This is a genomic window from Paenibacillus sp. J22P165, assembly GCF_059692015.1.
Genome location: NZ_JCAUAP010000007.1, coordinates 270,148 through 295,507, shown reverse-complemented (window position 1 = coordinate 295,507; position 25,360 = coordinate 270,148). Strand labels below are relative to the sequence as shown.

Sequence of the window (25,360 nt, the reverse complement as noted above, 5' to 3'; positions counted from 1 at the left end):
CGTGAGTGAAGGGAACATGCCTTTGGATTTCTTCATTAGTATTACGGTGTCTGATGACAAACTATCCGCTCATCTCTCCTTAAGTAATACAGAAGATTCGTTTAAAGTCTCAGTCGGCCAATTATTAGACATTGTTCAAAAAAATCGTGTTATTCATGGTGTTAATCAGGTTGTGCTTGCTGAAATTGCTGCTAACCCAAAATCCTTCTCTTTAAAGAAGACATTAATTGCATCGGGAACGAAACCGGTTGAAGGTCAAAATGGCTATATTAAGTTAACATTTGACTTTGATGACAACGAAAAAAAACCTATGGAGCTGGAAGACGGCCGGGTCAATTATAAAGAAGTCGTAGCGATTCATAACGTAAAAAAAGGTCAATTGATTGGACAACGTTATACAGCAACAGCGGGTTCACCTGGACGTGCTGTCACTGGGGAAACGCTTTTTGCCAAAGCGGGAAAAGAAGCAAGATTTAAAGTTGGCAAGAATGTTGTCATGGATGCTGAGCAATTGGGGCTTTACGCGACGATTGATGGTATGGTGGTGAAAACCGACCGAGACAAAATTAATGTGTTCCCTGTTTACGAAATCAATGGGGATGTTGATTATAATATTGGTAACATCGATTTTATTGGTACAGTTGTTGTAAGAGGCAATGTGCTGCCAGGATTCAAAATTCGTGCGGCTGGCGATATCCGTGTGACAGGTGGTGTTGAAGCCGCGGAGTTGGAAGCAGAAGGTTCGATTGAGATTTCGGCAGGTATTGTTGGACAGAATAAAGCATTCATCAAAGCTGGAAAAAATGTAAAAGGTTCTTTCATCCAAGACGCAACGATTGAAGTTTCAGGTGATTTGAACGTTTCACAAAGTATTATGCACTCGACAGTGAGAGCAGGTAAATGCGTGAATTGTGTTGGGGCAAAGGGGTTAATTGTAGGTGGGACTATTCAAGCGGGCGAACGAGTGACGGCTAGAACCATTGGTAATTCCATGTCAACGAGCACAGTTATTGAGGTGGGTGTGCTGCCTGAACTACGAAACGAAATGATTTATTTACGTAATAACCTCAAGGCATTGGGTGAAAACATGGAGAAAACGGGTAAAGCGCTTTCTTTATTGGATCAATTGGCTGCAGCAGGTCAGTTAAGTCCTGATAAGCTTGCTATGCGTATTAAACTTAATAACACAAAGAAGCAAGCTTTGGACGAACAAATAACATTGAAGGATCGCATTTTAGAAATTGAGAAATCTCTTGAGGATTCTGAAAATGCCAAGGTTCAAGTTGTTTCTACCATATATGGTGGTACCAAAATTGTAATTGGACGTTATACGAAATTTATTAAGGATCCTACGAACCGAGTGATATTCCGTTTGAGCGATGGCGATATTTCTATGAGTCCAAACGTGTAAGTGAAGGAGGGAGTAAACGATGAGTTTTAATGCCATCGATTTACAATTCGCTGTACACAAAAATGATGAGGCTGGTATTAAGCAAAATCAATTGATGCAGAAGCCGCGGCAGGATGAGACGATTTTAGAAAATCAAGCCACCCAATCAACGGAACGTGATCGAGGGCGTACTAGCAAACTCGAAGAGAGTGGACGTGCTGATATTAAGGATCGTCGTGAACAGAAGAAAGCGCAAATAGGTAAAAGTAAGACAAGAAGGCCATTAGAGAGTCTATCCAAGGATGCGGAACACGAGCCTATTCATCCTTATAAAGGTCATCGTATCGACTTGTCTCTCTAACTTGCTATAGAAAAAGGTGAACCTTATGGCTATGCAGCCGGTGTTATATGTCATTCTTCTAGGTCTTGTACTGATTGTTTATGCAAGATTTATTCCGAAGGATCAAACGACGGCTTCCACTGCAAAAGCTACGGTTGTTCAAGAAATCGAAGATACAATCGAACACTTTGCAGCTGAAATGGAAGAACAAAATCAAACCATGCTTGATTTATTTTCAAAAACAAAACAGGACTATGAAGTTGAGCTTGCTAAATTGGCAGGGCGCCTGGAAACCTTGGAGAGACAAAAACATGAGTTGTCCAAAGAGCTCACAACGCTTCATGTTAATCAGAAACCAACAATGACGGCAGATGAGTTGTTAACTTCTTTTAATAAGCCAGATTACCAGATTCCTACTTCAACTGAAGTTCAAACTATCGTTCCTGAAGAAATGCCCGAGGAAGTCGTTTATAAAGGTTTAAGCATGAAAAGTCGATATACTGAATTATTTACCTTGCATGATCAAGGGAAAAGTGTAGAAGCTATTGCCAAGAAACTCAATATGAATAAAGGCGAGGTCAGTTTGATCCTGCAGCTTTCGAGACAGGAGGAACGGACTCGTGCTTAAGAATAGAACGTTAGTTTCAGGTATTGGAATTGGTATTATTGTAGGTGCTATTCTTCTTCAAGTTATGTTGGTTCGTCCAAGCAGTCCGAGTCAGTCTGGTGGTATCTCTTTGGAGGAGATGGATCCTCAGAAGCTGAAGGTGGAAGCCTCGAAATATTATCAAGTGCATGAGAAAAATATAAAGTTGTATACCCAAGCGGAATTAGATGACGCTATTCAGAAGAAACTCAAAGAAGAAGCAGACAAGCTAGCAGCTGCAAAGCCGCAAGATCAGCCTAGTGCTTCGCAACCTCCTGTTTCATCAAAAATTATTCTTTATGTTCAGCCTAACTTGGATGCAACAGCCGTAGCTGAATTAATGTTTCGCTCAGGTATAATTACAGATCGCAAGGCATTCATTGCAGAGCTTAATAAGCAAGGTGGCAACAGCAAGATTCAAGTAGGCTTCCATGAGTTTGTTGGTAATTTGGACATGCAGGCGCTTGTAACAAATCTGATTACTGCTCAATAAGTTATGTGGCAAAAGGATCTTTTTACTGAAGATCTTTTTTTGTTTTCAGCCACATAAACTTGCCAATTCTAGGGAAGAATGAACTTCAGGATTAAAGGTTGCACCTTGTTTTCAGTTGTGGTATATTTATTCACGGTGTTAAAAACTCACGCCCGTCAATTTGCATAATGGTGCTTACTTCGGTAGGTTTTATGCAAAGATGCGAGGGGCGGCGGATACCAAATAAACCATTTAAGAGGAGGGATTGGGGATGGCAGTTATCTCCATGAAACAGCTTTTAGAAGCTGGCGTACATTTCGGTCACCAAACACGTCGTTGGAACCCGAAAATGGACAAGTACATTTTTACTGAAAGAAACGGTATTTACATCATCGATCTTCAAAAAACGGTTAAAAAAGTTGAGGAAGCTTACAACTTTGTTAAATCCGTATCCGAAGACAATGGTACAATCCTTTTCGTAGGAACTAAAAAACAAGCACAAGATTCCGTTGCTGAAGAAGCAGAACGTTGTGGCATGTACTTCATTAACCAACGTTGGTTGGGTGGTACATTAACTAACTTCCAAACTATTCAAAAACGTATCGATCGCTTGAAAACTCTTGAAAGATGGGAAGAGGATGGCACTTTCGAAGTTCTACCTAAGAAAGAAGTTATCATTCTTCGCAAAGAGAAAGAGCGTCTTGAGAAATTCCTAGGCGGAATCAAGAACATGAAAGGTTTGCCAAGTGCACTTTTCATTATCGATCCTCGTAAAGAGCGTATTGCTGTAGCAGAAGCTCGTAAATTGGGTATCCCAATCGTTGGTATCGTAGATACAAACTGTGATCCAGACGAAATCGATTACGTGATTCCTGGTAACGATGATGCAATCCGCGCAGTTAAATTGTTAACAGCGAAAATTGCTGATGCAGTTATCGAAGCACACCAAGGCGAGCAAACAACAGCTTAAATTATAGCATTGTGAAAAGGGTGGTTGGAAGGTGTAACAGCCTGTCACCACCCTTTTTTTAAAGAATAAACTAGTGTTACATATAAACAATAAACATTTACAGGAGGTTTCTTCTAATGGCAGTTACAGCAGCACAAGTAAAAGAGTTACGTGAAAAAACAGGTGCAGGTATGTTAGATTGCAAGAAAGCACTTGAAGAAGCAAACGGTGATATCACAAAAGCAGGAGAACTTCTTCGTGAGAAAGGTCTTTCTGCTGCAGCTAACAAAGCTGGACGTATTGCAACAGAAGGCGCTGTAGAATCCTACATCCACGCTGGCGGTAAAGTTGGCGTACTTGTTGAGATCAACTGTGAGACTGACTTCGTAGGTAAAACAGAGCAGTTCAGAACGTTCTGTAGAGACATCGCTATGCACATTGCAGCAGCAAATCCATCGTATGTTCGTCGTGAAGAAGTACCAACAGAAGCTTTGGAAAAAGAAAAAGAAATTCTTCGTAACCAAGCTTTGAACGAAGGTAAACCAGAGAAAATCATCGACAAAATGGTTGAAGGCCGTATTGGTAAATACTACGAAGAGTTCTGCTTAATGGAGCAAGCATTCGTTAAAGATCCAGACAAAACAATCGACCAATTGTTGAACGAGAAAGTCGCTGCAATCGGAGAGAACATCACTATTCGTCGTTTTGTTCGTTTCGGACTTGGTGAAGGTCTTGAGAAAAAACAAGAAAACTTTGCGGAAGAAGTTATGTCCCAAGTTAAACTATAATAGGCATTCAAAAAAGTTGGAACACTTGGTGTTCCTTCTTTTTTAGCCCTTAAAGACATGAAGTTATGCATGGAAACGGAGGTCATACAAGTTGGGTCAACCTTTTTATAAAAGAATAGTGCTTAAATTGAGCGGCGAAGCTTTAGCCGGACAGCAGGGATATGGCATTGATTCAGAAGTTATTACATCCATTGCTCAACAAGTAAAGGATGTTGTAGAATTAAATGTTGAGGTAGCTATCGTTGTTGGCGGTGGAAATATTTGGCGTGGAATCGCGGGTAGTGAGAAAGGAATGGATCGTGCAACAGCAGACTACATGGGAATGCTAGCAACGGTCATGAACTCACTTGCTTTGCAAGATGCTTTGGAAAACATTGAGGTTCCAACTAGAGTTCAGTCCTCCATTACTATGCAACAAGTCGCAGAACCTTACATACGTAGGAGAGCTATGCGCCATCTCGAAAAGGGTAGAGTCGTTATTTTCGCCGCGGGGACAGGTAATCCTTACTTCTCAACGGACACAACAGCAGCCCTGAGAGCAGCCGAGATTGAAGCTGAAGTTATTCTAATGGCTAAAAATAAAGTGGATGGCGTTTATTCAGCAGATCCATTCAAAGATCCAACAGCGAAGAAATTCGAAACGTTAACCTATATGGAAGTTATTAGTAATAACCTTGGTGTCATGGACTCCACTGCATCTTCCCTTTGTATGGATAACAATATTCCGTTAGTTGTGTTTAACATCACGGAAAAAGGGAATATCAAACGAGTGGTCCTTGGCGATAAAATCGGGACTACAGTTAAAGGGAGCGTATAAACCATGCCGCAATCAGTGAAGAAGAATGCAGAAGATCGGATGGACAAAGCGATTGGAGCGCTTAGAAGAGATTTAACATCCCTTCGTGCGGGACGTGCTACACCATCATTATTAGACCGTATTCAAGTTGAATACTATGGGGCAATGACGCCTGTTAATCAATTAGCTAATTTAACAACACCAGATTCACGTACCCTTCTTATTCAACCTTGGGATAAAAGCTCTATGTCTTCTATTGAGAAGGCAATTATGAAATCTGATTTAGGTTTAACACCATCGAATGACGGGATTGTTATTCGTATTGTTATTCCTGCATTAACAGAAGAGCGTCGTAATGACTTGGTGAAGATGACGAAAAAGTTTGGCGAAGAAGCCAAAATTGCTATTCGTAATATTCGCCGTGATGCGAACGACGAAATTAAAAAGCTTGAGAAAGCAGGCATTTCTGAGGATGAGTCCCGTAAGCATCAAGAGGACATTCAGAAATTTACTGATAAATTCGTAGCTGAAGTTGAGAAAGTTTTGGCTGCTAAAGAAAAAGAAATCATGGAAGTATAAGATAGATATGCCCCCGGGTATTCATTCGCTGGGGGTTTTTCATCTTTCCCTAGTTGGGAGGAACAATTGTGCTCAAGCTATTTAAGAAGTGGTTAAACCAAACGCGAAAAACTGTGACTGCGGCAGCCCCTGAAATAGAGCTGGACAAAGTACCGGCGCACGTTGCGATTATTATGGATGGAAATGGCCGCTGGGCTAAACAAAGAGGCTTGCCTCGTGTAGCAGGACATCATTCCGGCATGAAGAACGTAAAGAAAATTACAATGGCAGCCAATGATATTGGGGTTAAAGTTTTGACCATGTACGCTTTCTCTACAGAGAATTGGAAACGCCCTAAAGATGAAGTAGAGTTTCTGATGAAGCTGCCACAAGAGTTCTTCCCTTTGGAAATTGAAGAATTAATTCAAAACAACGTGCGCATTCGCATGACGGGTTGGAAAGAAGGATTACCTGACTATACGCTGAAAGCGATAGAAGGGGCAATCGAGCGGACGAAAGATAACACAGGTCTTATTTTGAATTTTGCTTTAAATTATGGCGGACGTAAGGAAATCATCGCAGGCGTTCAGGATATGATGAAGGATTTGGAGAACGGAAACTTGAAGTCGGATGAGTTGGATGAATCGATTTTTTCATCATATATGTTGACTTCCGACTTGCCAGATCCCGATTTGTTGATTCGAACGAGTGGAGAATTGCGACTGAGCAACTTTTTGCTTTGGCAATTAGCTTATTCGGAATTATGGTTTACAGATGCCTATTGGCCAGAATTCACAGAGGACTTATTTATGCAAGCCATTGCTGAATATCAGCGTCGTGCAAGAAGATACGGTGGTATTTAACAGCTGATTGTGTAATCGTTTTGTCACTAAAAAGGATGGCTTAGAGATAAACGTTGTTCATCTAGGGGGATTCAACTTGAAACAAAGGATCATTACAGGTGTTATAGCTGGTCTTGCATTTATTACACTACTAGTACTTGGTGATTTGTGGTATGCAGGCTTAATTGTACTCGTTTCGATTATTGGATACCGCGAGTATTTACAAATGAATGGGTATATGTCTCATAAACTAACAGCTGCTGCGGGGCTTATAGCACTTCTATGTTTGACAATTCCTTGGGGGTTGTTAGGGATAACATTTGCTTTTTCCTTTACAGCAGTCACCTGGTTTGCCATGTTTGTATTACTCTTTATTACAGTAGCCTCTAAAAACAAAATCACGATTGACCAAGTTTCAGTGATTTTGCTAGGTGTCGTATACATTGGTTTTGGTTTTAACTATATGATTGAAGCACGTTTGGCGGAAAATGGCTTATTTTGGACGATTATGGTTTTTGTCTGTATTTGGGCGTCGGATGCTGGTGCGTATTTTGTCGGTTCCAAGCTGGGTAAACACCCTTTGTGGCCTCAAATTAGTCCTAAAAAGTCGATTGAAGGCGCCATCGGTGGCGTTATTATCGCGATGATCTTGGCATTAGGATTCGCATGGTACTCGCCAGAACTTTTAAGTGTAGGGAAAGCGTTGTTATTAGGATTTGTCATCGCGGTAGTAGGACAAATCGGTGATTTAATTCAATCCGCGTATAAACGTGTAAAAGGAATTAAAGATACGGGAACATTGTTGCCAGGACATGGCGGCGTACTCGATCGGATGGATAGTTGGTTAATTGTTTTTCCGTTTATCTATCTGCTCGATTTGATTCCTAACTAATTCTAATAAACGGGGTTGAAATATATGAAAAGAATTGCCATCTTGGGTTCAACAGGCTCCATCGGAACTCAAACATTGGATATCGTGCAGCATTCACCTGAAAAGTTTCAAGTGGAAGCCATATCAGCCGGTTATAACCGTGACTTGGTCATAGAACAAGCCAAACAGTTTCGTCCAAAGCTTGTGTCTGTCGCGACGAAGGCTCTTGCAGAAGAGGTTGCTGGCCAAATTCCTTCTGGTATCAAAGTTTTATATGGGGAAGAAGGATTACTAGAGGTTGCCGCTTCCACGGATGCGGAGTTACTTGTAAGTGCACTTGTTGGCAGTCAAGGGTTAAAACCTACGTTAGCCGCGATCGAAGCAGGTAAAGATATTGGTCTCGCCAACAAAGAGACGCTAGTCAGCGCAGGCCATATTGTAACGGAAGCTGTTGCTCGTAAGGGAGTTGCCTTATTACCGATTGATAGTGAGCATTCTGCTATTTTTCAATGTTTAAATGGGGAGAAGCGATCCCAAATCGCTCGAATCACGATTACAGCATCTGGGGGTTCCTTTCGAGATCGTACACGGGAACAGTTAGTGGGTGTAACCGTGGCGGATGCACTTAAGCATCCGAATTGGTCTATGGGTGCCAAAATCACTATTGATTCTGCTACGATGGTGAACAAAGGTCTTGAAGTGATGGAAGCACACTGGCTCTTCGGATTGTCCTATGAGGATATTAACGTTATCCTACATCCGGAAAGTGTGATTCACTCCTATGTTGAATTTGTTGATCATAGTGTTATCGCTCAGTTAGGTAACCCAGATATGAGAGTTCCTATTCAGTACGCTTTAACCTATCCGGATCGTTATCCGACACCTACTTCCAGATTGGACTTAGCAGCGATTGGAAAGCTACATTTCCGTGAAATGGATTATACACGTTTCCCGTGCCTTCGTATGGCATTTGAAAGTGGTAAACAAGGTGGTATCACCCCTACGGTATATAATGCTGCCAATGAGATTGCAGTGGCTCGTTTTCTGAAGGGTGACATCTCATTTTTACAAATTGAAGATATTATTGAAGCTGCGCTGAACAAACATGAGCCATATGCTAACCCGACAATTGAGTTCATTCATGAACAAGATCAATGGGCTAGAGCATTTGCCGCATCTATCCGCTTCTAAATCTCAGGAAGAGCTAGGTCAGCTTGCATGGCTCAGCTCTTCTTTTTAATTTCCAACACCTAGGCAGGAAATCAAAGTCTAATTATTTCTCTGAGTTCGTATAATGACCTGAGCAGGCATAGCTTGTATTCAGCCGTTCAATAGTGGTAATCTAAGAACAAGAACAGCTGATCTGAAGTAGATGCTTATAGAAAGTCTCAATAAGCGCAAGCATATGGTCATTGTTACATAGGATAGTTTTCTGAAGAAAACCCGAGGGAGGAAATACGACTTGTCGGCCATTGAAGTTGGATTAAAGGTTATTTTGTTGTTTTTCGTTCTTGTTACGATTCATGAATGGGGTCATTTTTACTTTGCAAAACGTGCAGGTATTTTGGTTCGTGAATTTGCAATTGGTTTCGGGCCCAAGATTTTTTCATATAAAAAAGGGGAGACCCGTTATACGCTGCGAATTTTACCTATTGGCGGATTTGTTCGTATGGCAGGGGAAGACCCAGAAATTGTTCAAGTGAACCCTGGACAAACGGTTGCTATCAAATTAAATAAGCAAAACCAAGTATCTTTCTTATATCTGGATCAGTTGGATCGACGCTCTAATGTTATCATGGGTGTTGTGGAACATATTGATTTAGATAAATCACTTCGATTATCAATTGATGTTGATGGTGAGAAAGTGACTTATCCCGTTGATCCTCAAGCGATGATGGTCACGAAGGGAACGGAAACTCAAATCGCTCCTTATGATCGTCAATTTGGTTCCAAATCAGTAGGGAAACGTGCCTTGGCGATTGTTATGGGGCCAGTCATGAACTTTATCTTAGCTATTGTTTTGTTCTTTATTGTAGTGATCATGTCAGGCGTTTTCACGAATGTGAAACTGGATTCTGTTCTCGCTGGTAAAGCCGGTGAGAAAGCGGGTCTGCTCAAAGGCGACATCATCATGTCTATAGATAAGCAACCCATTGGCGATGACCGTGATAAAATGGTTTCAGCCATTCAGTCGTCCGCCGGGAAAACGATGACATGGGTCGTTGATCGTGCTGGTAACCCACTTACGCTTCAGGTTACGCCTGAAATGGAAGATGGAGCTGGCAAGCTAGGCGTAGTGATTAGCGGTGATCGTAGAAGCGCAACCTTTGGCGAAGTATTCACAGGTACTTATGATTCCGTTGTTGGCACCACTATTGGTATTGTAACTGGGTTGCAAAAGCTTGTGATGCTCCAGTTTAAATTGGATGATCTGGGTGGACCGGTTCGAACAGCACAGGTATCTGCGCAATTTGCCAAAATGGGACTGAGCTCCTTAATCGCTTGGGCAGCGACTTTAAGCTTATATCTTGGTATTTTTAATCTTTTACCAATCCCAGCGCTAGACGGAAGTCGTCTGCTATTTATGGGCTTAGAAGCATTACGCGGTAAACCGATTGATCCGAATCGAGAGAGCATGGTTCACTTTGTTGGTTTTGCGTTGCTGATGCTGCTAATGGTTGCTGTAACGTACAATGATATTTTACGATTGATTAAGGGTTAGTCCTAATCTGTGGGAGGGTTTATGTCAAACGAGAAGCAATTTGTTAAGGAAATTACACCACAAGGAGAAGATTTCTCCAGATGGTACATAGATGTTATTAAGAAAGCAGATTTAATGAGTTACTCTCCGGTACGTGGATGTATCGTATTTAAACCGGATGGTTATGAAATTTGGGAAAATATTCAGCGTGAACTGGATAGCAAATTTAAAGAAACAGGTCATCGTAACGCATACTTCCCGTTGTTTATCCCAGAAAGCTTTTTCCAAAAGGAAAAAGAGCATGTTGAGGGCTTTAATCCAGAACTTCCTTGGGTGACTGAAGCAGGTGGTGAGAAGCTCGAAGAGCGTTTGGCTATTCGTCCAACCTCCGAAACGATGATCGGTCATATGTACTCGGAGTGGATTAACTCCTACCGTGATCTGCCTCTGTTGATTAATCAATGGGCGAATGTGGTTCGTTGGGAGAAACGGACATTACCATTCCTTCGTACAACGGAATTCTTGTGGCAAGAAGGACATACCGCTCATGAAGATGAGCAGGATGCGCGCCGCGAAACGATGCAAATGCTAGACGTTTATCGTCAATTTGCCGAAGAGTTCTTAGCTATTCCAGTTATCGTGGGTCAAAAAACGCCATCTGAGAGATTTGCTGGTGCGATTGATACATTCTCTATCGAAGCGATGATGAAAGACGGCAAAGCTGTTCAAGCGGGTACTTCCCATTATCTTGGTACTAAATTCGCTGTTGCTTTCGATATCAAATTCTTGGATCGTGAGAATCAGCACCAATTTGCTCACACAACTTCGTGGGGAGTAAGTACCCGTTTAATTGGTGCACTCATTATGGTTCACGGGGACGACCGCGGTTTGGTATTGCCACCGAAGGTTGCACCTACCCAAGTGATCATGATCCCAATTGGACCTCCCAAAACACGCGAACAGGTTATCGGTCGTGTGGACGAGCTGTTTGCTGAGTTGAAGAAAGCAGGCGTTCGTGTCAAAGTGGATGATCGTGCTGATCAAAGTCCTGGTTGGAAATTCAATGAGTACGAAATGCGCGGTGTGCCTATCCGTGTAGAGCTCGGTCCTCGTGACATGGATAACGGTGTAGTTGTTCTCGTTTCTCGCGTAAGTGGAGAAAAGAAAATCGTTCAACAAGCTGATTTCGTGCAAGAAGTTCAAAATTTACTTGCTGAGATTCATCAGCAGATGTATGATAAAGCGAAGCAATTCCGTGACGAGCATTACATTGCGGTAGATACGATCGACGAATTTAAGACATTCTTGGAAACGAAACGCGGATTTGCCTTGGCTGGCTGGTGTGGATCTGATGCTTGCGAATCGCAAGTGAAAGATGAAACAGGAGCAACAAGCCGTAATATCCCGTTCAATCCATCCGAAACGAAAGCGACTTGCGTTGTATGTGGTGATGCTTCTAAGCATACAGTTGTTTTTGGTCGAAGCTATTAATTAATTACAATCAAGGGCATATGGAGGTCTATCTCCATTGCCCTTGGTATGTTTTATGGGGAGGCTGTTCATGAGTAATTTGGCTGATAAACGGAATCGCTTTGAGCTTTTGATGCAGCAAGCCGAGATTCCAGCCGATGTTGTACGGTCCTATTTTGCGGACGGTTATATTGATCAAGTAGAAATTAGTCGAAAAAACCGCGACTGGACCTTCTATTTGGTTAAAAATGACCTAGTTCCTCAGAACATTTATCGTTCGTTTTGTAAAATGATTCAAGAAAAATTCGCGCAAATCGCGAAAATTCGTTTTATTTGGAAGTTTGAACAGGCGGAACCAGCGGTGCTCGTTGAGGAGTACTGGAGTCTATTTATGGAGTGGTTGCAGCGTGAAGTCCCATCTGTGAATGGCTGGATGTCCAAGTCCAAGTTTGATGTACAAGGTCAAACATTATCTTTGATCATGCTAGATGCCATTGGGCTTGAGCTTGCGAAGAAGAAAAACATAGATATGTTTATCCGGAACTTTTTTCATAACTTTTTTCAAACAGAGTTAAACGTGAAATATGCGATGAGCGATTCTTCAGAAATCGAAGCGGAATATGAGAAATTCGCCAAACAGCGTGAGCAGGGTGAGAAATCTTTTACCCAAGAAATCATGATGTCCATCGATATGGAGGAAGAAGAGTCCACATTGCCTGAAGGCGAATTGAAGCTTGTCATGGGTATTGACATTAAGGACGTACCGACGCCACTGAAAGATATCCAAGAAGAAGAGAAGAAAATCGCGGTTCAAGGTACTGTATTTGGGCTAGATATGAAGGAATTAAGAAACGGAAATACGTTATTTACGTTTAATATTACGGATTTCAGTGATTCACTTGCGATGAAAGTTTTTGCGAAAACCAAAGATGATGTTAAGATCATGAGCCTTTTAGCGAATGGCACTTGGATTCGTGCGCGCGGGAAAGTCGAATATGATCGTTTTATGCAAATTCCTGAACTTGTTATGATTCCAAATGATCTCTATGAAGTTATGCCTCCTCGTGATCGTACAGATGATGCTGCAGAGAAGCGCGTAGAGTTTCATTTGCACACGACGATGAGTACGATGGACGCTCTAACTCCGATTGATCAATATGTGAAAATGGCAGCCAAATGGGGTCATAAAGCCATCGCTGTCACCGATCATAGTAATATTCAATGTTTTCCTGATGCCGGTAAAGCGGCCAAGAAGCACGGTATCAAAGTCATTTACGGTGTCGAAGCGAATGTAGTCAATGATTCTGTTCCGATTGTTATGAATGGACGAGATCTCGATTTGAAACAAGCAACATATGTTATTTTTGACGTGGAGACAACTGGTCTATCGGTCATTAATAATCGGATTATCGAGCTTGCCGGTGTAAAAATGCAGGATGGTAAAGAAATAGATCGTTTCGCCACATTTATCAATCCTCATGAGAAGATTCCTTATAACATTCAGCAATTAACGAATATCAACGATGACATGGTCAAGGATGCCCCAGATATCGAGGATGAGCTTCCTAAATTTGTTGAATTTATTGGAGATTGCGTACTTGTTGCACATAATGCGCGATTTGATATGGGCTTTCTTCAAGCGAATTTGAAGCGAATGAATTTACCTGAGGTAACTAACGCTGTTCTAGATACGTTGGAGCTAGCGAGATTTCTTTTCCCATCTATGAAAAATCATCGTCTAAATACGTTATCAGATAAATTTAAAGTGGGACTTGATAATCATCACCGTGCGATCGATGACTCGATTGCTCTGGGGCATGTACTTTACCATTTAATTAATGAGGCTAATGATCGTCAAATTATGAGCTTAGCTAAACTCAACGATTACGTGGGGAAAGATCTCTCTAATCAACGGCCTTTTCATTGTTGTATTTATGCGCTTAACCCTGTCGGGAAGAAAAATTTATTTAAGCTTATTTCCATGTCGCACACAACCTATTTGCAGAAAGCTGCTACAATTCCCAAAAGTGTGTTAGTCGAACACAGAGAGGGACTTCTTGTGACTTCAGGCTGTGAAAAAGGCGAGTTTTTCGAGGCTGTTCTTAACAAAACGATTGAGGAAGCCGAACAGGTTTCTGAGTTCTACGATATTCTCGAAATTCAACCGGTTAGCTACAACATGCATCTTGTTGAAAAAGGTTTGGTCGGCTCTGTCGAAGATCTAGAGAATGCGGTAAGACGTGTTTGTGAGATTGGCTATAAAACAGGAAAACCCGTCATTGCGACAGGCAATGTGCACTACTTGAATCCACGGGAAAAAGTTTGCCGTGACATTACAATCAATGGAATCACAGGATTTAGCCCGCTTAAAGCGGTGAAGAAACCGGATGCACATTTCCGTACGACCAAAGAGATGCTACAAGAGTTTAGCTTTTTAGGTCAAGAGAAGGCCATGGAAGTGGTGGTTCGGAGTACAAATGAACTCGCGGATCGCTTTGAATCCATTGAGCTGTTCCCAGACAAGCTATTTACGCCAATTATCGAAGGTGCTGACGAAGAAATTCGTACAACCTGTTATGATACGGCCAAAAGTATGTATGGTGAAGAACTCCCTGAAGTAATCATTGCGCGTCTTGAGAAAGAACTTGTTCCGATCATTAAATTCGGTTTCTCGGCCAACTATTTGATTTCAGAACGTCTTGTTAAAAAGTCGAATGCAGACGGTTATCTCGTAGGTTCCCGGGGTTCCGTTGGTTCATCCGTCGTCGCGATGATGTTAGGGATTTCTGAGGTTAATCCATTGCCTCCCCACTATATATGTCTTTCTTGCAGACATAGCGAGTGGTTCCTAGATGGAAGTGTACCGAGTGGATTCGATTTACCAAATAAAGTGTGCCCTTCCTGCGGCGGCAATTTAAAAGGTGACGGTCATGACATCCCGTTTGAGACGTTCCTTGGCTTTAAAGGGGACAAGGTTCCCGATATCGACTTGAACTTCTCGGGTGTGTACCAACCAGTGGCTCATAATTTCACGAAGGAAATCTTTGGACCCAAGAACGTGTTCCGGGCAGGGACGATTGGTACTGTCGCGGAGAAAACGGCTTTTGGTTTCGTTAAAAAATACGAAGAAGAACAAGGTCAGAAGTGGCGCGGAGCGGAGATCGCTCGACTAGCGTCAGGTTGTACAGGGGTAAAAAGAAGTACAGGGCAACATCCGGGTGGTATTGTTGTTGTGCCAGATTACATTGAGGTCGATGATATCACACCGGTTCAATTCCCTGCCGATGATAAAAATTCGGAATGGATGACGACTCATTTTGACTATCATGCTTTCGATGCGAACTTGCTAAAATTAGATATTCTGGGACACGACGATCCGACAATGATGAGGATGCTTCAAGATTTGACTGGCATCGATCCAACAACGATTCCTATGAATGATGCGAAAGCGATGAGTATTTTCAATTCAACGGAAGCGTTAGGTGTTAGACCAGATCAGATTCGTTCTCCTGTGGCAACGTATGGCGTTCCTGAGATGGGAACCAAATTTGTTCGTCAAATGCTTCAAGAAACGCAGCCTTCCTCTTTTGCCGATTTATTGCAAATATCCGGGTTGTCACATGGAACGGGCGTTTGGTTAGGGAATGCACAGGAACTGATCAAAAAAGGGATTTGTAACATTAAGACGGTTATCGGCTGTCGGGATGATATTATGCTCTATTTGATCTATAAAGCGGGTATGGATGCAGGTCTTGCATTTAAAATTACGGAGAGTGTGCGTAAAGGGAAAGGCCTAACAGACGAATGGAAAGATGAGATGAAACGCTGTAATGTGCCAGCTTGGTATATTGAATCCTGTGAACGGATTGAGTATATGTTTCCAAAAGCGCATGCTGCGGCTTACGTTATCTCCGCTGTTCGTACTGCTTACTTCAAGGTGTATCATCCGATTGCTTATTATGCGACTTACTTTAGTGTTCGTGCAGCGGATTTTGATCTGGAATTGCTCTGCCAAGGCTACGATGCGATCCTCAAAGTACTAATTGAGATTGAAGCGAAAGGTTTCCAAGCGCTGCCAAAAGAGAAAGCCATGGTTTCCATTCTTGAAATGGCGTTAGAAATGACATCACGGGGCTTCAGCTTCAAACCTATTGATATTTATCGTTCTGATGCGACAAAATTCATCATTGATGGTACATCGTTAATTCCACCGTTTGCAGCGATGTCTGGAATTGGTGAAAATGCAGCTAAAAATATTGCTGCTGCCAAAGAAGACGGTGACTTCCTCTCCGTAGAGGACTTTCAGAATAAATCCAAGGCATCCAAAACTGTCATTGAGCTGCTGACTTCTATGGGATGTTTCCGTGGAATGCCTGAATCTAATCAACTTTCTTTGTTCTAAAATTAAGCTGTCAAGTGAAAATGATTAACAAGTTTGCTATTGTAATGCAAAGAATGGTTATGGTATAATTTTTATTGGCAATAATGAGGATATCATCTTGTGATTAAAGAGTGGGGAAACCCACTCTTTACATTTTGATATAGGACTTTTCCGGATACGACAAGGAGAAGTCAATTTAGGAGGTACACATATCTGTGGCTACACAAGAGCAAATCAAATCCATCATTGAGGACATGCTGAAGGATTTTGTTGAACAAAATGGGTTTGAAATCGTGGATATTGAATATGTCAAAGAAGGCAGCAATTGGTTCCTTCGTGTCTATGCTGACAAAGAAGGCGGAATTGATATAGATGATTGCGGCCGCATCAGTGAATATTTAAGTGTTCAATTGGATGAGAAAGATCCGATTACTGATGCTTATTTCTTGGAAGTTTCTTCACCTGGAGCAGAACGCCCACTTAAGAAAACTCAAGATTATTACAAAGCCGTAAATAGTCACGTATTTGTTACCACGTATGAGCCGATCGACGGTTCTAAGGAATTTGAAGGATTGTTGCAGTCTTATGACGAGGAAGTTCTCGTGATTGAGATTGGTAAAAAGAAAATCAGCATTCCGGTTTCTAAAATAGCTAGCGCACGTCTCGCTATCGTATTTTAGTAACCGTTACTTATTGAAGGGGGGGACTCAGTTCAAATGAACACGGATTTTATTGAAGCGCTGTCGGAAATTGAACGAGAGAAGGGTATCTCCAAGGAGCTACTCATTGATGCTATTGAAGCGGCGATGATTTCAAGTTATAAACGTAATTTCAACACAGCACAGAACGTGCGTGTAGATATCAATCGACATACGGGTCTTATCAAAGTTTATGCACGGAAGACCGTTACAGAGGAAGTATTGGATCCGAGATTGGAAATTTCTGTTCATGCATCGCGTGAAATTAATCCGAACTACCAATTGGAGGATATTGTTGAAATTGAAGTAACGCCTCGTGATTTTGGACGTATTGCAGCACAAACTGCTAAACAGGTCGTAACGCAACGAATCCGTGAAGCCGAGCGTGGCTTAATTTATAATGCTTTTATCGATAAAGAAGAAGATATCGTAACAGGTATCCTACAACGTCAAGATCAACGTAATATTTATGTTGACTTGGGTAAAGTAGAAGCTGTTCTTCCACTTACAGAGCTTATGCCAACGGATAAGTTCAAACAAGGTGATCGCATTAAAGCATATATTACGAAGGTTGAGAACACAACAAAGGGTCCTCAAATTATTTTATCAAGAACTCATCCTGGTTTGTTGAAGCGTCTATTTGAGCTTGAAGTTCCTGAGATTTTTGATGGCGTCGTTGAGATTCGTTCCGTAGCACGTGAAGCAGGCTTCCGTTCGAAGATTGCTGTTCATTCCCGTAATCCTGAGGTAGATCCTGTCGGTTCTTGCGTAGGTCCCAAAGGTTTGCGTGTTCAAACGATCGTAACGGAATTGCGCGGAGAGAAAATCGATATCGTTCGATGGATGGAGAGCGTGGAAGAGTACGTAGCGAATGCGCTAAGTCCTTCTAAAGTGCTTGAAGTTCAAATTCATGAAAATGAAAAAATGGCGCGAGTCATTGTACCTGATTATCAACTATCATTGGCAATTGGAATCAAAGGGCAGAATGCCCGTCTAGCTGCCAAGTTGACTGGTTGGAAAATCGATATCAAGAGCGAAACACAAGCAGAACAAGAATTTGGTAGAGTGAAAACTTACTCGGAAGAGATGCACCAAGATTCGATTAGCATCGATTAAGTTGTTGTTAGGAAACAAGGGGTGATCGGAATGAAGCAGAGAAAAATCCCTCTGAGAAAATGCGTTGCCTGTCAGGAAATGATGCCGAAGAGGGACTTGATCCGCGTCGTCAAAACGCCTGAAGATGACATTCTCATTGATCTCAAGGGGAAGAAGTCTGGGCGCGGTGCCTACCTGTGCGGTAAAGTTTCTTGTTTTAAATTGGCAAAGAAAAGCAAAGCCCTGGATAGAGCTCTGAAGCATGCAGTAGGCGCAGACATTTATGACCAACTGGAACAAGATTTCATTCGTGTAGAAGATGAATTCCTTTCTTCGAAAGAGGAGGAATCTGAAGATGAATCCTAAATTTTATTCGCAATTGGGTTTAGCGATGAGAGCCGGGAAGCTCGTAACGGGTGATGAAGGTGTTTTCAAAGCAATTCGCGCAGGTGAGGCCAAGCTTGTAATCATGTCAGAAGACGCTTCAGCTAATACACGTAAGAAATTTCAAGATAAATGCCTATTTTATGGGGTTAAACTCATGGAAGTCGGTACGAAGTATGAATTGGGCCGCAGCATTGGGAAAGAAATGCGTGTCACCATAGGTGTATTGGACGGAGGCTTCGCGCAGATGCTGCAGAAGAGTCAAGAAAATCCTGCGGAGGTGAAACATATTGACCAATAAACAAGATAATAAAGACAAGACACGCGTGTACGAATACGCGAAACAGCTCAATATGAGCAGTAAAGAAATTATCACCATTCTCAAACGATTAAATATACCTGTTAACAACCATATGAGTGTTATGGAGAATGATGCAGTTAGCAGTGTGGAAAAGTTTTTTAGAGATATCAAAGCAAATGCGGCTGCCAAACGAGCAGCTACGGACGGAGGAAATGTGAGTTCATCTACGACGAATCAGAATCCTGCATCGCAGGCTCCAGCACAAGAGAATAAAGGTGCAGTAACTCCGGCAGCTAAGCCAGTTACTAATGAGCAACAATCCACTAGTCAACCGACTACATCAACTGGAGCCACGACTCCTCAACAAGGTCAGTCTACACAAAATACGTCAAGTCGCCCACCACAGTCACGCCCAAGTGGTCAAGGAAGCAACTATCAAGGAAATCGCCCTAATAATAGCCAAGGCGGACAACGTACGGGCTATCAAGGTTCTAATCCAAATGGTGGACGCCCTAGCGGTCAAGGTTCCAGCCAAGGCGGACAACGCACAGGTTACCAAGGTTCTAACCCAGGAGGTTCCCGTCCTGCTGGTCAAGGTTCCAGCCAAGGTGGACAACGCACAAGTGGCTACCAAGGTTCTAACCCAGGCGGACAACGTCCAGCGGGTGGAAGCAGCAGTGGTGGATATAATAGTTCTCGTCCAGCTAGCCAAGGCTACAGCAGCCAAGGTCAAGGGCAAGGCGGAGCACCACGTTCGAATAGTAACTATGCTGGTTCACGTCCTAGTCAAGGCACAGGCGGTCCTGGTGCAAGCAGTGGTCAAAGTGCGAATAGCGGACGTCCACAATCCAGTCCTAATCGCAGTGCTGGTCCTAATCGCCAGTCCAAACCATTCGAGAACCGCAACAATAACCAAAGTGGAAGACCGGTTGTTCAAGAAGCGAAACCGCAATTCCATGTTGGGGCTACAGCGGCTGAGTTGGATGATGCAGCAGCGAAAGCTGGCGTTATCACAACGAAGAAATCCAAACCAACGCCAAAACGTTTTGATGATAACAGATCTGGTGGTAATCGCGGTCCTGGCGGCAACAACAGAGGCAACCAACGCGGCAACAACAGAGGTCGTTACCAACAAGATATGGTTAAGAAAGAAAAAGTGGATAACACACCTAAGAAGATCATCGTTCGCGGCAATATGACGGTTGGTGAAACAGCCAAATTGCTTCACAAGGACGCTTCTGAAGTGATTAAGAAACTTTTATTCCTTGGCACAATGGCGACAATCAACCAAGAGCTTGATTTGGAAACGATCCAATTGATCGCGACTGAATTTGGTGTTGAAGTTGAAATCAAGATTAAAGTCGAAGAAGATAACTTCGAAACCTTCGAAGAAATCGATGACGAGGCTGACTTGCTTGAGCGTCCACCTGTTGTTACGATCATGGGGCACGTTGACCATGGTAAAACAACTTTGCTTGATGCTATTCGTAAAACAAGTGTTACGGAAGGCGAAGCAGGCGGAATCACTCAGCATATCGGTGCTTATCAAGTTGAAGTTAATCATAAGAAAATTACATTCTTGGATACACCAGGTCACGAAGCGTTTACTACAATGCGTGCCCGCGGTGCTCAAGTTACGGATATTACAATTATCGTTGTTGCGGCAGATGACGGTGTAATGCCTCAAACGGTTGAAGCGATTAGTCATGCTAAAGCTGCTGGCGTACCGATCATTGTTGCTGTTAACAAGATTGATAAAGAAGGCGCGAATCCTGATCAAATCAAGCAAGCTCTTACGGCTTACGAGTTAGTACCGGAAGAGTGGGGCGGCGATACGATTTTCTGCGAAATTTCCGCAAAACAACGTATTGGTCTAGAAAACCTACTTGAGATGATCTTGCTAGTTGCTGAAGTACAAGAGTACAAAGCAAACCCTAACAAACGTGCTAGAGCGACTGTTATTGAAGCTGAGTTGGATAAAGGAAGAGGCCCAGTGGCTCGAATTCTGATTCAACATGGTACTTTGAAAGTTGGAGATAGCTTCGTTGCCGGTGTTTGCTTCGGTCGTGTACGTGCGATTGTTAATGACAAAGGTAAACGTTTAAAAGAAGCAGGTCCTTCAACGCCGGTAGAAATTACAGGTCTGACTGAAGTTCCACAAGCAGGGGATCCGTTCCTAGCTTACGAAGATGAGCGTAAAGCAAGAGACATCGCGGATCGTCGTGCGATTGCACTTCGTCAATCTGAGATGACGGCTAATTCACGTGTAACACTTGAAGATCTCTTTAAACATATTAAAGATGGCGAAGTGAAAGATCTGAATGTTATCATCAAGGGTGACGTTCAAGGTTCTGTAGAAGCACTGAAAAGCTCTCTTGAGAAGATTGAAGTTGAGGGTGTTCGCGTTAAGATTCTTCATAACGGTGTAGGTGCTGTAACAGAATCAGATATCATTCTTGCTTCTGCTTCTAATGCGATTATCATCGGATTTAACGTTCGTCCTGAACCAGCTGCGAAAGCAACAGCTGATCAAGAGAAAGTAGATATCCGTCTGCATAACATCATTTACAACGTAATTGAAGAGATCGAGCAAGCTATGAAAGGCATGTTGGATCCAATCTTCAAAGAAGTTGTTCTTGGTCAAGCTGAAGTCCGTAATGTATTCAAAATTACAGGTTCAGGAACGATTGCAGGTTGTTACGTAACTTCAGGTAAAATTGCCCGTAATGCACAAACTCGCCTGGTTCGTAGCGGAATTGTGGTTCATGAAGGCAAAATCGATTCCTTGAAACGATTCAAGGATGATCAAAAAGAAGTTGCACAAGGCTATGAATGTGGTATATCTCTTGAGCGTTATCATGATATTAAAGAGGGCGACATCATTGAAGCCTTTATCATGGAGTCCGTTGAGAGGTGATTATAAATGGCTAGAGTTCGTGTAGGTCGAGTTGGCGAACAAATTAAGAAAGAGTTAAGTCAGATCATTCAAGCAGAGCTGAAAGATCCTCGTATTGGTTTCATGACCGTTACAGGTGTTGAAGTGACGAATGATTTGTCCCTGGCGCGCGTTTATTTAAGCGTGATGGGAACTGAAGAAGAGAAAGCTGCTACGCTTAAGGCGCTTTCTGTAGCTTCAGGATATATTCGTTCTGAACTTGGCAAGCGAATTCGTTTGCGTAAAGTTCCAGAGCTTCAGTTCAAATTTGATGCTTCTATTGACTATGGTAGTCATATTGACCAGTTGTTGTATAAGCTCAATCAGGAAGGAAATACAAACGTATGAACATCGGAATGAACCATGCCACCGAATACTGTCAGCAGCTGGCAGCAGCAGCTGCATTTATCGAGCAGCATGATGATTTCTTGGTTGTATCTCACATCCAGCCGGATGGAGATGCAGCCAGTTCAACGTATGCAACGGGTTGGATTTTAAGTCAACTTGGGAAGTCATTCACTATGATCAATGAGGGCGCAATGCCCTCAAAATTTTCGTATTTAGCAGGTAGTAAGCAAATACTTGATTATAGTGAACAGGCACCCAATCGACTTTACCAAACCATCATAAGTGTTGATTGTGCTGATTTCTCCAGAATGGGTAGGATCAGCACTCTTTTTGATGAGCAGGTAAACTTGCTCAATATTGATCATCATCCTACCAATGATGAATTTGGTTCCTGTCATTTAATTAAGCATGACGCCGCGGCCACCGTTCAGATTCTGTTTGATTTAGCGTTACATATGAAGCTGCAACCAGACATTTTGTTCGGAGAATGCATCTATACGGGCTTGTTAACGGATACGGGCGGCTTCCGATATTCAAACACCTCATCCGAGGTTATGAAAATTGGGGCTTCTATGTTGGAGTTAGGAGTCAAGGGTGCTGAAATTGCTGAGCATGTGCTTGAACGAATGACGTATGCGCAAATTGTTCTGCTTCAGAAAGCACTGTCCACACTTTCCTTTGCATATGATCGGAAATTGGCTTGGCTGGCTGTCTCGCTTGAAGATCTAGAGTTAACAGGTGCTTCTAGCGATGATTTGGATGGATTGGTGAATTATCCTCGCAATGTGGAGGGTGTCGAAGTGGGCATGTTGATTAAAGAGAAGGCATCAGGTGTCATCAAAGTAAGCCTACGCTCTTCTGGATTAGTCGATGTTGCTGCTATCGCTCAGTCACTTGGCGGTGGAGGACATGTTAGGGCTTCAGGATGTACCATCCATGGTACGCTAGATGAAGCAATTGCTAGAATGGTTCAGGAAGTAGGAGACAAGCTGAAATGACGTTAGAAGGTATTTTGCCTGTTTGGAAACCTGCGGGCTTTACATCTCATGATGTTGTCGCCAAAGTAAGAAGAATTCTAAGTATTAAAAGAATTGGTCATACGGGTACACTTGATCCGCAAGTGACAGGCGTTTTGCCACTTTGCATTGGTCGAGCGACACGTATGGTTGAATATATTCAAGAGTTACCTAAGGAATATGAAGCGGTTTTACGTATTGGCTTATCTACGGATACCGAAGATATGACGGGCGAAGTCATAGAAGAAGTTTCTCATGTTTCACTCGAAGAGCATCAAGTACGAGAAGTGCTTGCATCCTTCGTTGGGGACATCGAGCAAATTCCTCCTATGTTCTCTGCGGTCAAAATAGATGGGAAACGTCTTTACGAATTGGCCAGAGAAGGTAAGGAAGTTGAACGAAAAGCAAGGAAAGCCACGATCTATGAACTAGAAATTCTAGCGATTAACTTGGATCAGAAGCATCCTGAAATTCGTTTCCGTGCCGTGTGCTCCAAAGGTACTTACATCCGAACGCTGTGTGTAGATATTGGCAAAGCACTCGGATACCCTGCAGTAATGGATAGTTTGATACGTACGTCAACAGGAAACATCCGTAGAGAACAGTGTTTAACCTTTGAGCAAATTGTTCAAATGAAAGAAGACGGCTCTTTGCAGCAACAAATGATTCCTATGGACATCGCCATCTCACATATACCTTCTATTGCGCTTACTGATCAAGAAGCAGTTCATTCATTACAAGGAAAGAAAATAGCTCTAGCTGCGAATCGAGTGGCTCATGCAGATGCATCTCAAACCATATTTCGGGCCTATTCACCAGATGAACGATTTTTGGGTCTGTTTGAATGGGAAAGCACTAGCCATGTCTTGGTCCCGGCCAAAGTTTTTCTTTAATCATATCGTCGCGGGACGGGTTGAAATGGGTAGGTGAACGAACTTATATGCAAATAATACCAATATCATATCCGATGGATTCGGATCGGTTGGCCCAGATTGTAGGCAAACAAGTGGTGGCTATAGGTGACTTTGATGGTGTACATTTAGGACACCAAGAGGTAATAGGACGGGCTATGCTTACGGCTAAGAATCTTGGACTAAACTCGGCAATCATGACCTTCTATCCTCATCCTAGAGCGGTAATGGGGCAAGATAAATATGTGGAGTCATTGACTCCTACGAAGAAGAAGATGGAGATCTTTGAAAGTATGGGCATCAATCACGCTTACATTGTAACGTTCGATGCATCGCTGATGCGTTTAACTCCTGAACAATTCGTGGATCAAGTCTTAGACCGGCTTGGTGTAGATAGTGTCATTTGTGGTTTTGACTTTACTTTTGGTTTCCAGGGTAAAGGTACTCCGGATTCACTCTGCGAGTTGAGTCACGGTAAATTCTCTGTTGAAGTGGTGAGACCTTTTCATATGAATGGTGAAAAAGTAAGCAGTACACGTATTCGTGAAGCTTTGAAACTAGGCGAAATGGACACTGTAACAAGACTGTTAGGACGCCCTTATAGCCTAAGTGGCACAGTTGTTGATGGCGCAAAGAGAGGGAGAACGCTAGGATTTCCTACAGCTAATCTCCAATTGGAAGAGCCGTATGTCAGTCCTGTGAACGGTGTTTATGCAATTAAAGCAACTGTTCGTGGGGAAGTTTATCAAGGGGTCATGAATATTGGTGTGAAACCAACATTCGAGACAGGGGAACTCAAACCATCGTTTGAGGCGCATTTATTTGAATTTTCCGAGCAAATATATGGAGAAACCGTTATGGTTGAGCTTATCGCTTTTCTTCGACCAGAACGAAAATTCACTTCATTAGAAGATTTGGTTGCTCAAATAAAACTTGATGCAGAAGAAGCTAGACGTAAATTGACGTTAGAGGCGTAATCATACATTTACTTCTACTAGTCAATTGTGATATACTGAATAACGTTGTCGAATGGACGTGTTCATTTGGCATGAACCTTAGCTTGGATTGACGTTTTCATCGGCGCTTTCTAGGCTAGCGGGGATACTATAAGAGAATTTAGGAGATGAATTGATCATGGCAATTACGCAAGAGCGCAAAACGCAACTGATTCAAACACACAAAGTACACGATACCGACACAGGTTCACCTGAGGTACAAGTAGCAATCCTTACAGAAAACATTGTTAACCTTACAGACCACCTTCGCACACACAAGAAAGATCACCACTCCCGTCGTGGTTTGCTTAAAATGGTTGGACAACGTCGTAAGTTGCTAGCATATGTTAAAAACAAAGATGTAAGCCGCTATAGTGCTTTGATTGCAAAGCTTGGTTTGCGTCGATAAAACCGACAATGAGAAGCAACCTGTTGCTCCTTTGCTAGGCTTGATAAAGCTCTGGCAGAGAGCA

At 42.5% G+C, this 25,360-nt stretch carries 24 protein-coding genes; all 24 read left to right on the top strand.

Going from position 1 to position 25,360, the window contains the following annotated elements:
- Position 1 precedes the first annotated feature (1 nt).
- The 24 genes from AC58QM_RS18735 (at position 2) to rpsO (ending at position 25,296) form a co-directional block, all read left to right on the top strand.
- Complete coding sequence (locus tag AC58QM_RS18735) at positions 2–1,411, top strand: flagellar assembly protein A (RefSeq protein ID WP_497286415.1); 1,410 nt, start codon at positions 2–4, stop codon at positions 1,409–1,411.
- Between the two features lie 19 nt (positions 1,412–1,430).
- Complete coding sequence (locus AC58QM_RS18730; protein ID WP_497286414.1) at positions 1,431–1,751, top strand: hypothetical protein; 321 nt, start codon at positions 1,431–1,433, stop codon at positions 1,749–1,751.
- A 25-nt stretch (positions 1,752–1,776) separates the two neighbouring features.
- The gene (locus tag AC58QM_RS18725; RefSeq protein WP_497286413.1) at positions 1,777–2,358 is read left to right on the top strand and encodes a hypothetical protein; all 582 of its coding nucleotides are present in this window, start codon (positions 1,777–1,779) and stop codon (positions 2,356–2,358) included.
- Positions 2,351–2,869, top strand: a complete 519-nt coding sequence (locus AC58QM_RS18720; protein WP_497286412.1) for a hypothetical protein — start codon at positions 2,351–2,353, stop codon at positions 2,867–2,869. Before AC58QM_RS18725 ends, AC58QM_RS18720 begins: the two co-directional genes overlap by 8 nt.
- A 250-nt stretch (positions 2,870–3,119) precedes the next feature.
- Positions 3,120–3,818, top strand: coding sequence for a 30S ribosomal protein S2 (gene rpsB / locus AC58QM_RS18715; RefSeq protein WP_056625008.1), 699 nt, complete (start codon positions 3,120–3,122; stop codon positions 3,816–3,818).
- Between the two features lie 116 nt (positions 3,819–3,934).
- Positions 3,935–4,585, top strand: coding sequence for a translation elongation factor Ts (gene tsf / locus AC58QM_RS18710; RefSeq protein WP_173108365.1), 651 nt, complete (start codon positions 3,935–3,937; stop codon positions 4,583–4,585).
- Positions 4,586–4,676: 91 nt separating this feature from the next.
- Positions 4,677–5,402 (top strand): UMP kinase, encoded by a 726-nt coding sequence (gene pyrH, locus AC58QM_RS18705; protein ID WP_310500292.1) that lies wholly within the window; start codon positions 4,677–4,679, stop codon positions 5,400–5,402.
- 3 nt (positions 5,403–5,405) lie between these two features.
- Positions 5,406–5,960, top strand: a complete 555-nt coding sequence (frr, locus tag AC58QM_RS18700; RefSeq protein ID WP_057315673.1) for a ribosome recycling factor — start codon at positions 5,406–5,408, stop codon at positions 5,958–5,960.
- Between the two features lie 68 nt (positions 5,961–6,028).
- A complete protein-coding gene (gene uppS, locus AC58QM_RS18695) occupies positions 6,029–6,802 on the top strand; it encodes an undecaprenyl pyrophosphate synthase (RefSeq protein WP_497286411.1) in 774 nt (257 codons plus the stop codon).
- Positions 6,803–6,878: 76 nt separating this feature from the next.
- Positions 6,879–7,673: a phosphatidate cytidylyltransferase gene (locus AC58QM_RS18690; protein WP_497286410.1), complete on the top strand. Its 795-nt coding sequence runs from the start codon at positions 6,879–6,881 to the stop codon at positions 7,671–7,673.
- 24 nt (positions 7,674–7,697) lie between these two features.
- Positions 7,698–8,843: a 1-deoxy-D-xylulose-5-phosphate reductoisomerase gene (locus AC58QM_RS18685; protein WP_497286409.1), complete on the top strand. Its 1,146-nt coding sequence runs from the start codon at positions 7,698–7,700 to the stop codon at positions 8,841–8,843.
- Between the two features lie 271 nt (positions 8,844–9,114).
- The gene (gene rseP / locus AC58QM_RS18680; protein ID WP_497286408.1) at positions 9,115–10,374 is read left to right on the top strand and encodes an RIP metalloprotease RseP; all 1,260 of its coding nucleotides are present in this window, start codon (positions 9,115–9,117) and stop codon (positions 10,372–10,374) included.
- Between the two features lie 21 nt (positions 10,375–10,395).
- Positions 10,396–11,844 (top strand): proline--tRNA ligase, encoded by a 1,449-nt coding sequence (proS, locus tag AC58QM_RS18675; protein WP_497286407.1) that lies wholly within the window; start codon positions 10,396–10,398, stop codon positions 11,842–11,844.
- Between the two features lie 70 nt (positions 11,845–11,914).
- Entirely contained in the window at positions 11,915–16,225 is a 4,311-nt protein-coding gene (locus AC58QM_RS18670; RefSeq protein WP_497286406.1) for a PolC-type DNA polymerase III, read from the top strand.
- Between the two features lie 194 nt (positions 16,226–16,419).
- Positions 16,420–16,884, top strand: a complete 465-nt coding sequence (gene rimP, locus AC58QM_RS18665) for a ribosome maturation factor RimP (RefSeq protein WP_497286405.1) — start codon at positions 16,420–16,422, stop codon at positions 16,882–16,884.
- A gap of 36 nt (positions 16,885–16,920) precedes the next feature.
- Positions 16,921–18,018 (top strand): transcription termination factor NusA, encoded by a 1,098-nt coding sequence (gene nusA, locus AC58QM_RS18660; protein ID WP_497286404.1) that lies wholly within the window; start codon positions 16,921–16,923, stop codon positions 18,016–18,018.
- Between the two features lie 30 nt (positions 18,019–18,048).
- Positions 18,049–18,363 (top strand): RNase P modulator RnpM, encoded by a 315-nt coding sequence (gene rnpM / locus AC58QM_RS18655; protein ID WP_065853834.1) that lies wholly within the window; start codon positions 18,049–18,051, stop codon positions 18,361–18,363.
- Complete coding sequence (locus AC58QM_RS18650; protein WP_310500283.1) at positions 18,353–18,682, top strand: L7Ae/L30e/S12e/Gadd45 family ribosomal protein; 330 nt, start codon at positions 18,353–18,355, stop codon at positions 18,680–18,682. Before rnpM ends, AC58QM_RS18650 begins: the two co-directional genes overlap by 11 nt.
- Before the next feature lie 52 nt (positions 18,683–18,734).
- Positions 18,735–21,599 (top strand): translation initiation factor IF-2, encoded by a 2,865-nt coding sequence (gene infB / locus AC58QM_RS18645; protein ID WP_497286612.1) that lies wholly within the window; start codon positions 18,735–18,737, stop codon positions 21,597–21,599.
- A gap of 6 nt (positions 21,600–21,605) precedes the next feature.
- A complete protein-coding gene (rbfA, locus tag AC58QM_RS18640) occupies positions 21,606–21,965 on the top strand; it encodes a 30S ribosome-binding factor RbfA (protein ID WP_310500281.1) in 360 nt (119 codons plus the stop codon).
- Positions 21,962–22,963 (top strand): DHH family phosphoesterase, encoded by a 1,002-nt coding sequence (locus tag AC58QM_RS18635; RefSeq protein ID WP_497286403.1) that lies wholly within the window; start codon positions 21,962–21,964, stop codon positions 22,961–22,963. The genes rbfA and AC58QM_RS18635 overlap by 4 nt, the downstream gene beginning before the upstream one ends.
- Positions 22,960–23,874, top strand: a complete 915-nt coding sequence (gene truB, locus AC58QM_RS18630; protein WP_497286402.1) for a tRNA pseudouridine(55) synthase TruB — start codon at positions 22,960–22,962, stop codon at positions 23,872–23,874. The genes AC58QM_RS18635 and truB overlap by 4 nt, the downstream gene beginning before the upstream one ends.
- 47 nt (positions 23,875–23,921) lie before the next feature.
- Complete coding sequence (locus tag AC58QM_RS18625) at positions 23,922–24,869, top strand: bifunctional riboflavin kinase/FAD synthetase (protein WP_497286401.1); 948 nt, start codon at positions 23,922–23,924, stop codon at positions 24,867–24,869.
- 157 nt (positions 24,870–25,026) lie between these two features.
- Positions 25,027–25,296, top strand: coding sequence for a 30S ribosomal protein S15 (gene rpsO / locus AC58QM_RS18620; RefSeq protein WP_028558319.1), 270 nt, complete (start codon positions 25,027–25,029; stop codon positions 25,294–25,296).
- Positions 25,297–25,360: the final 64 nt, after the last annotated feature.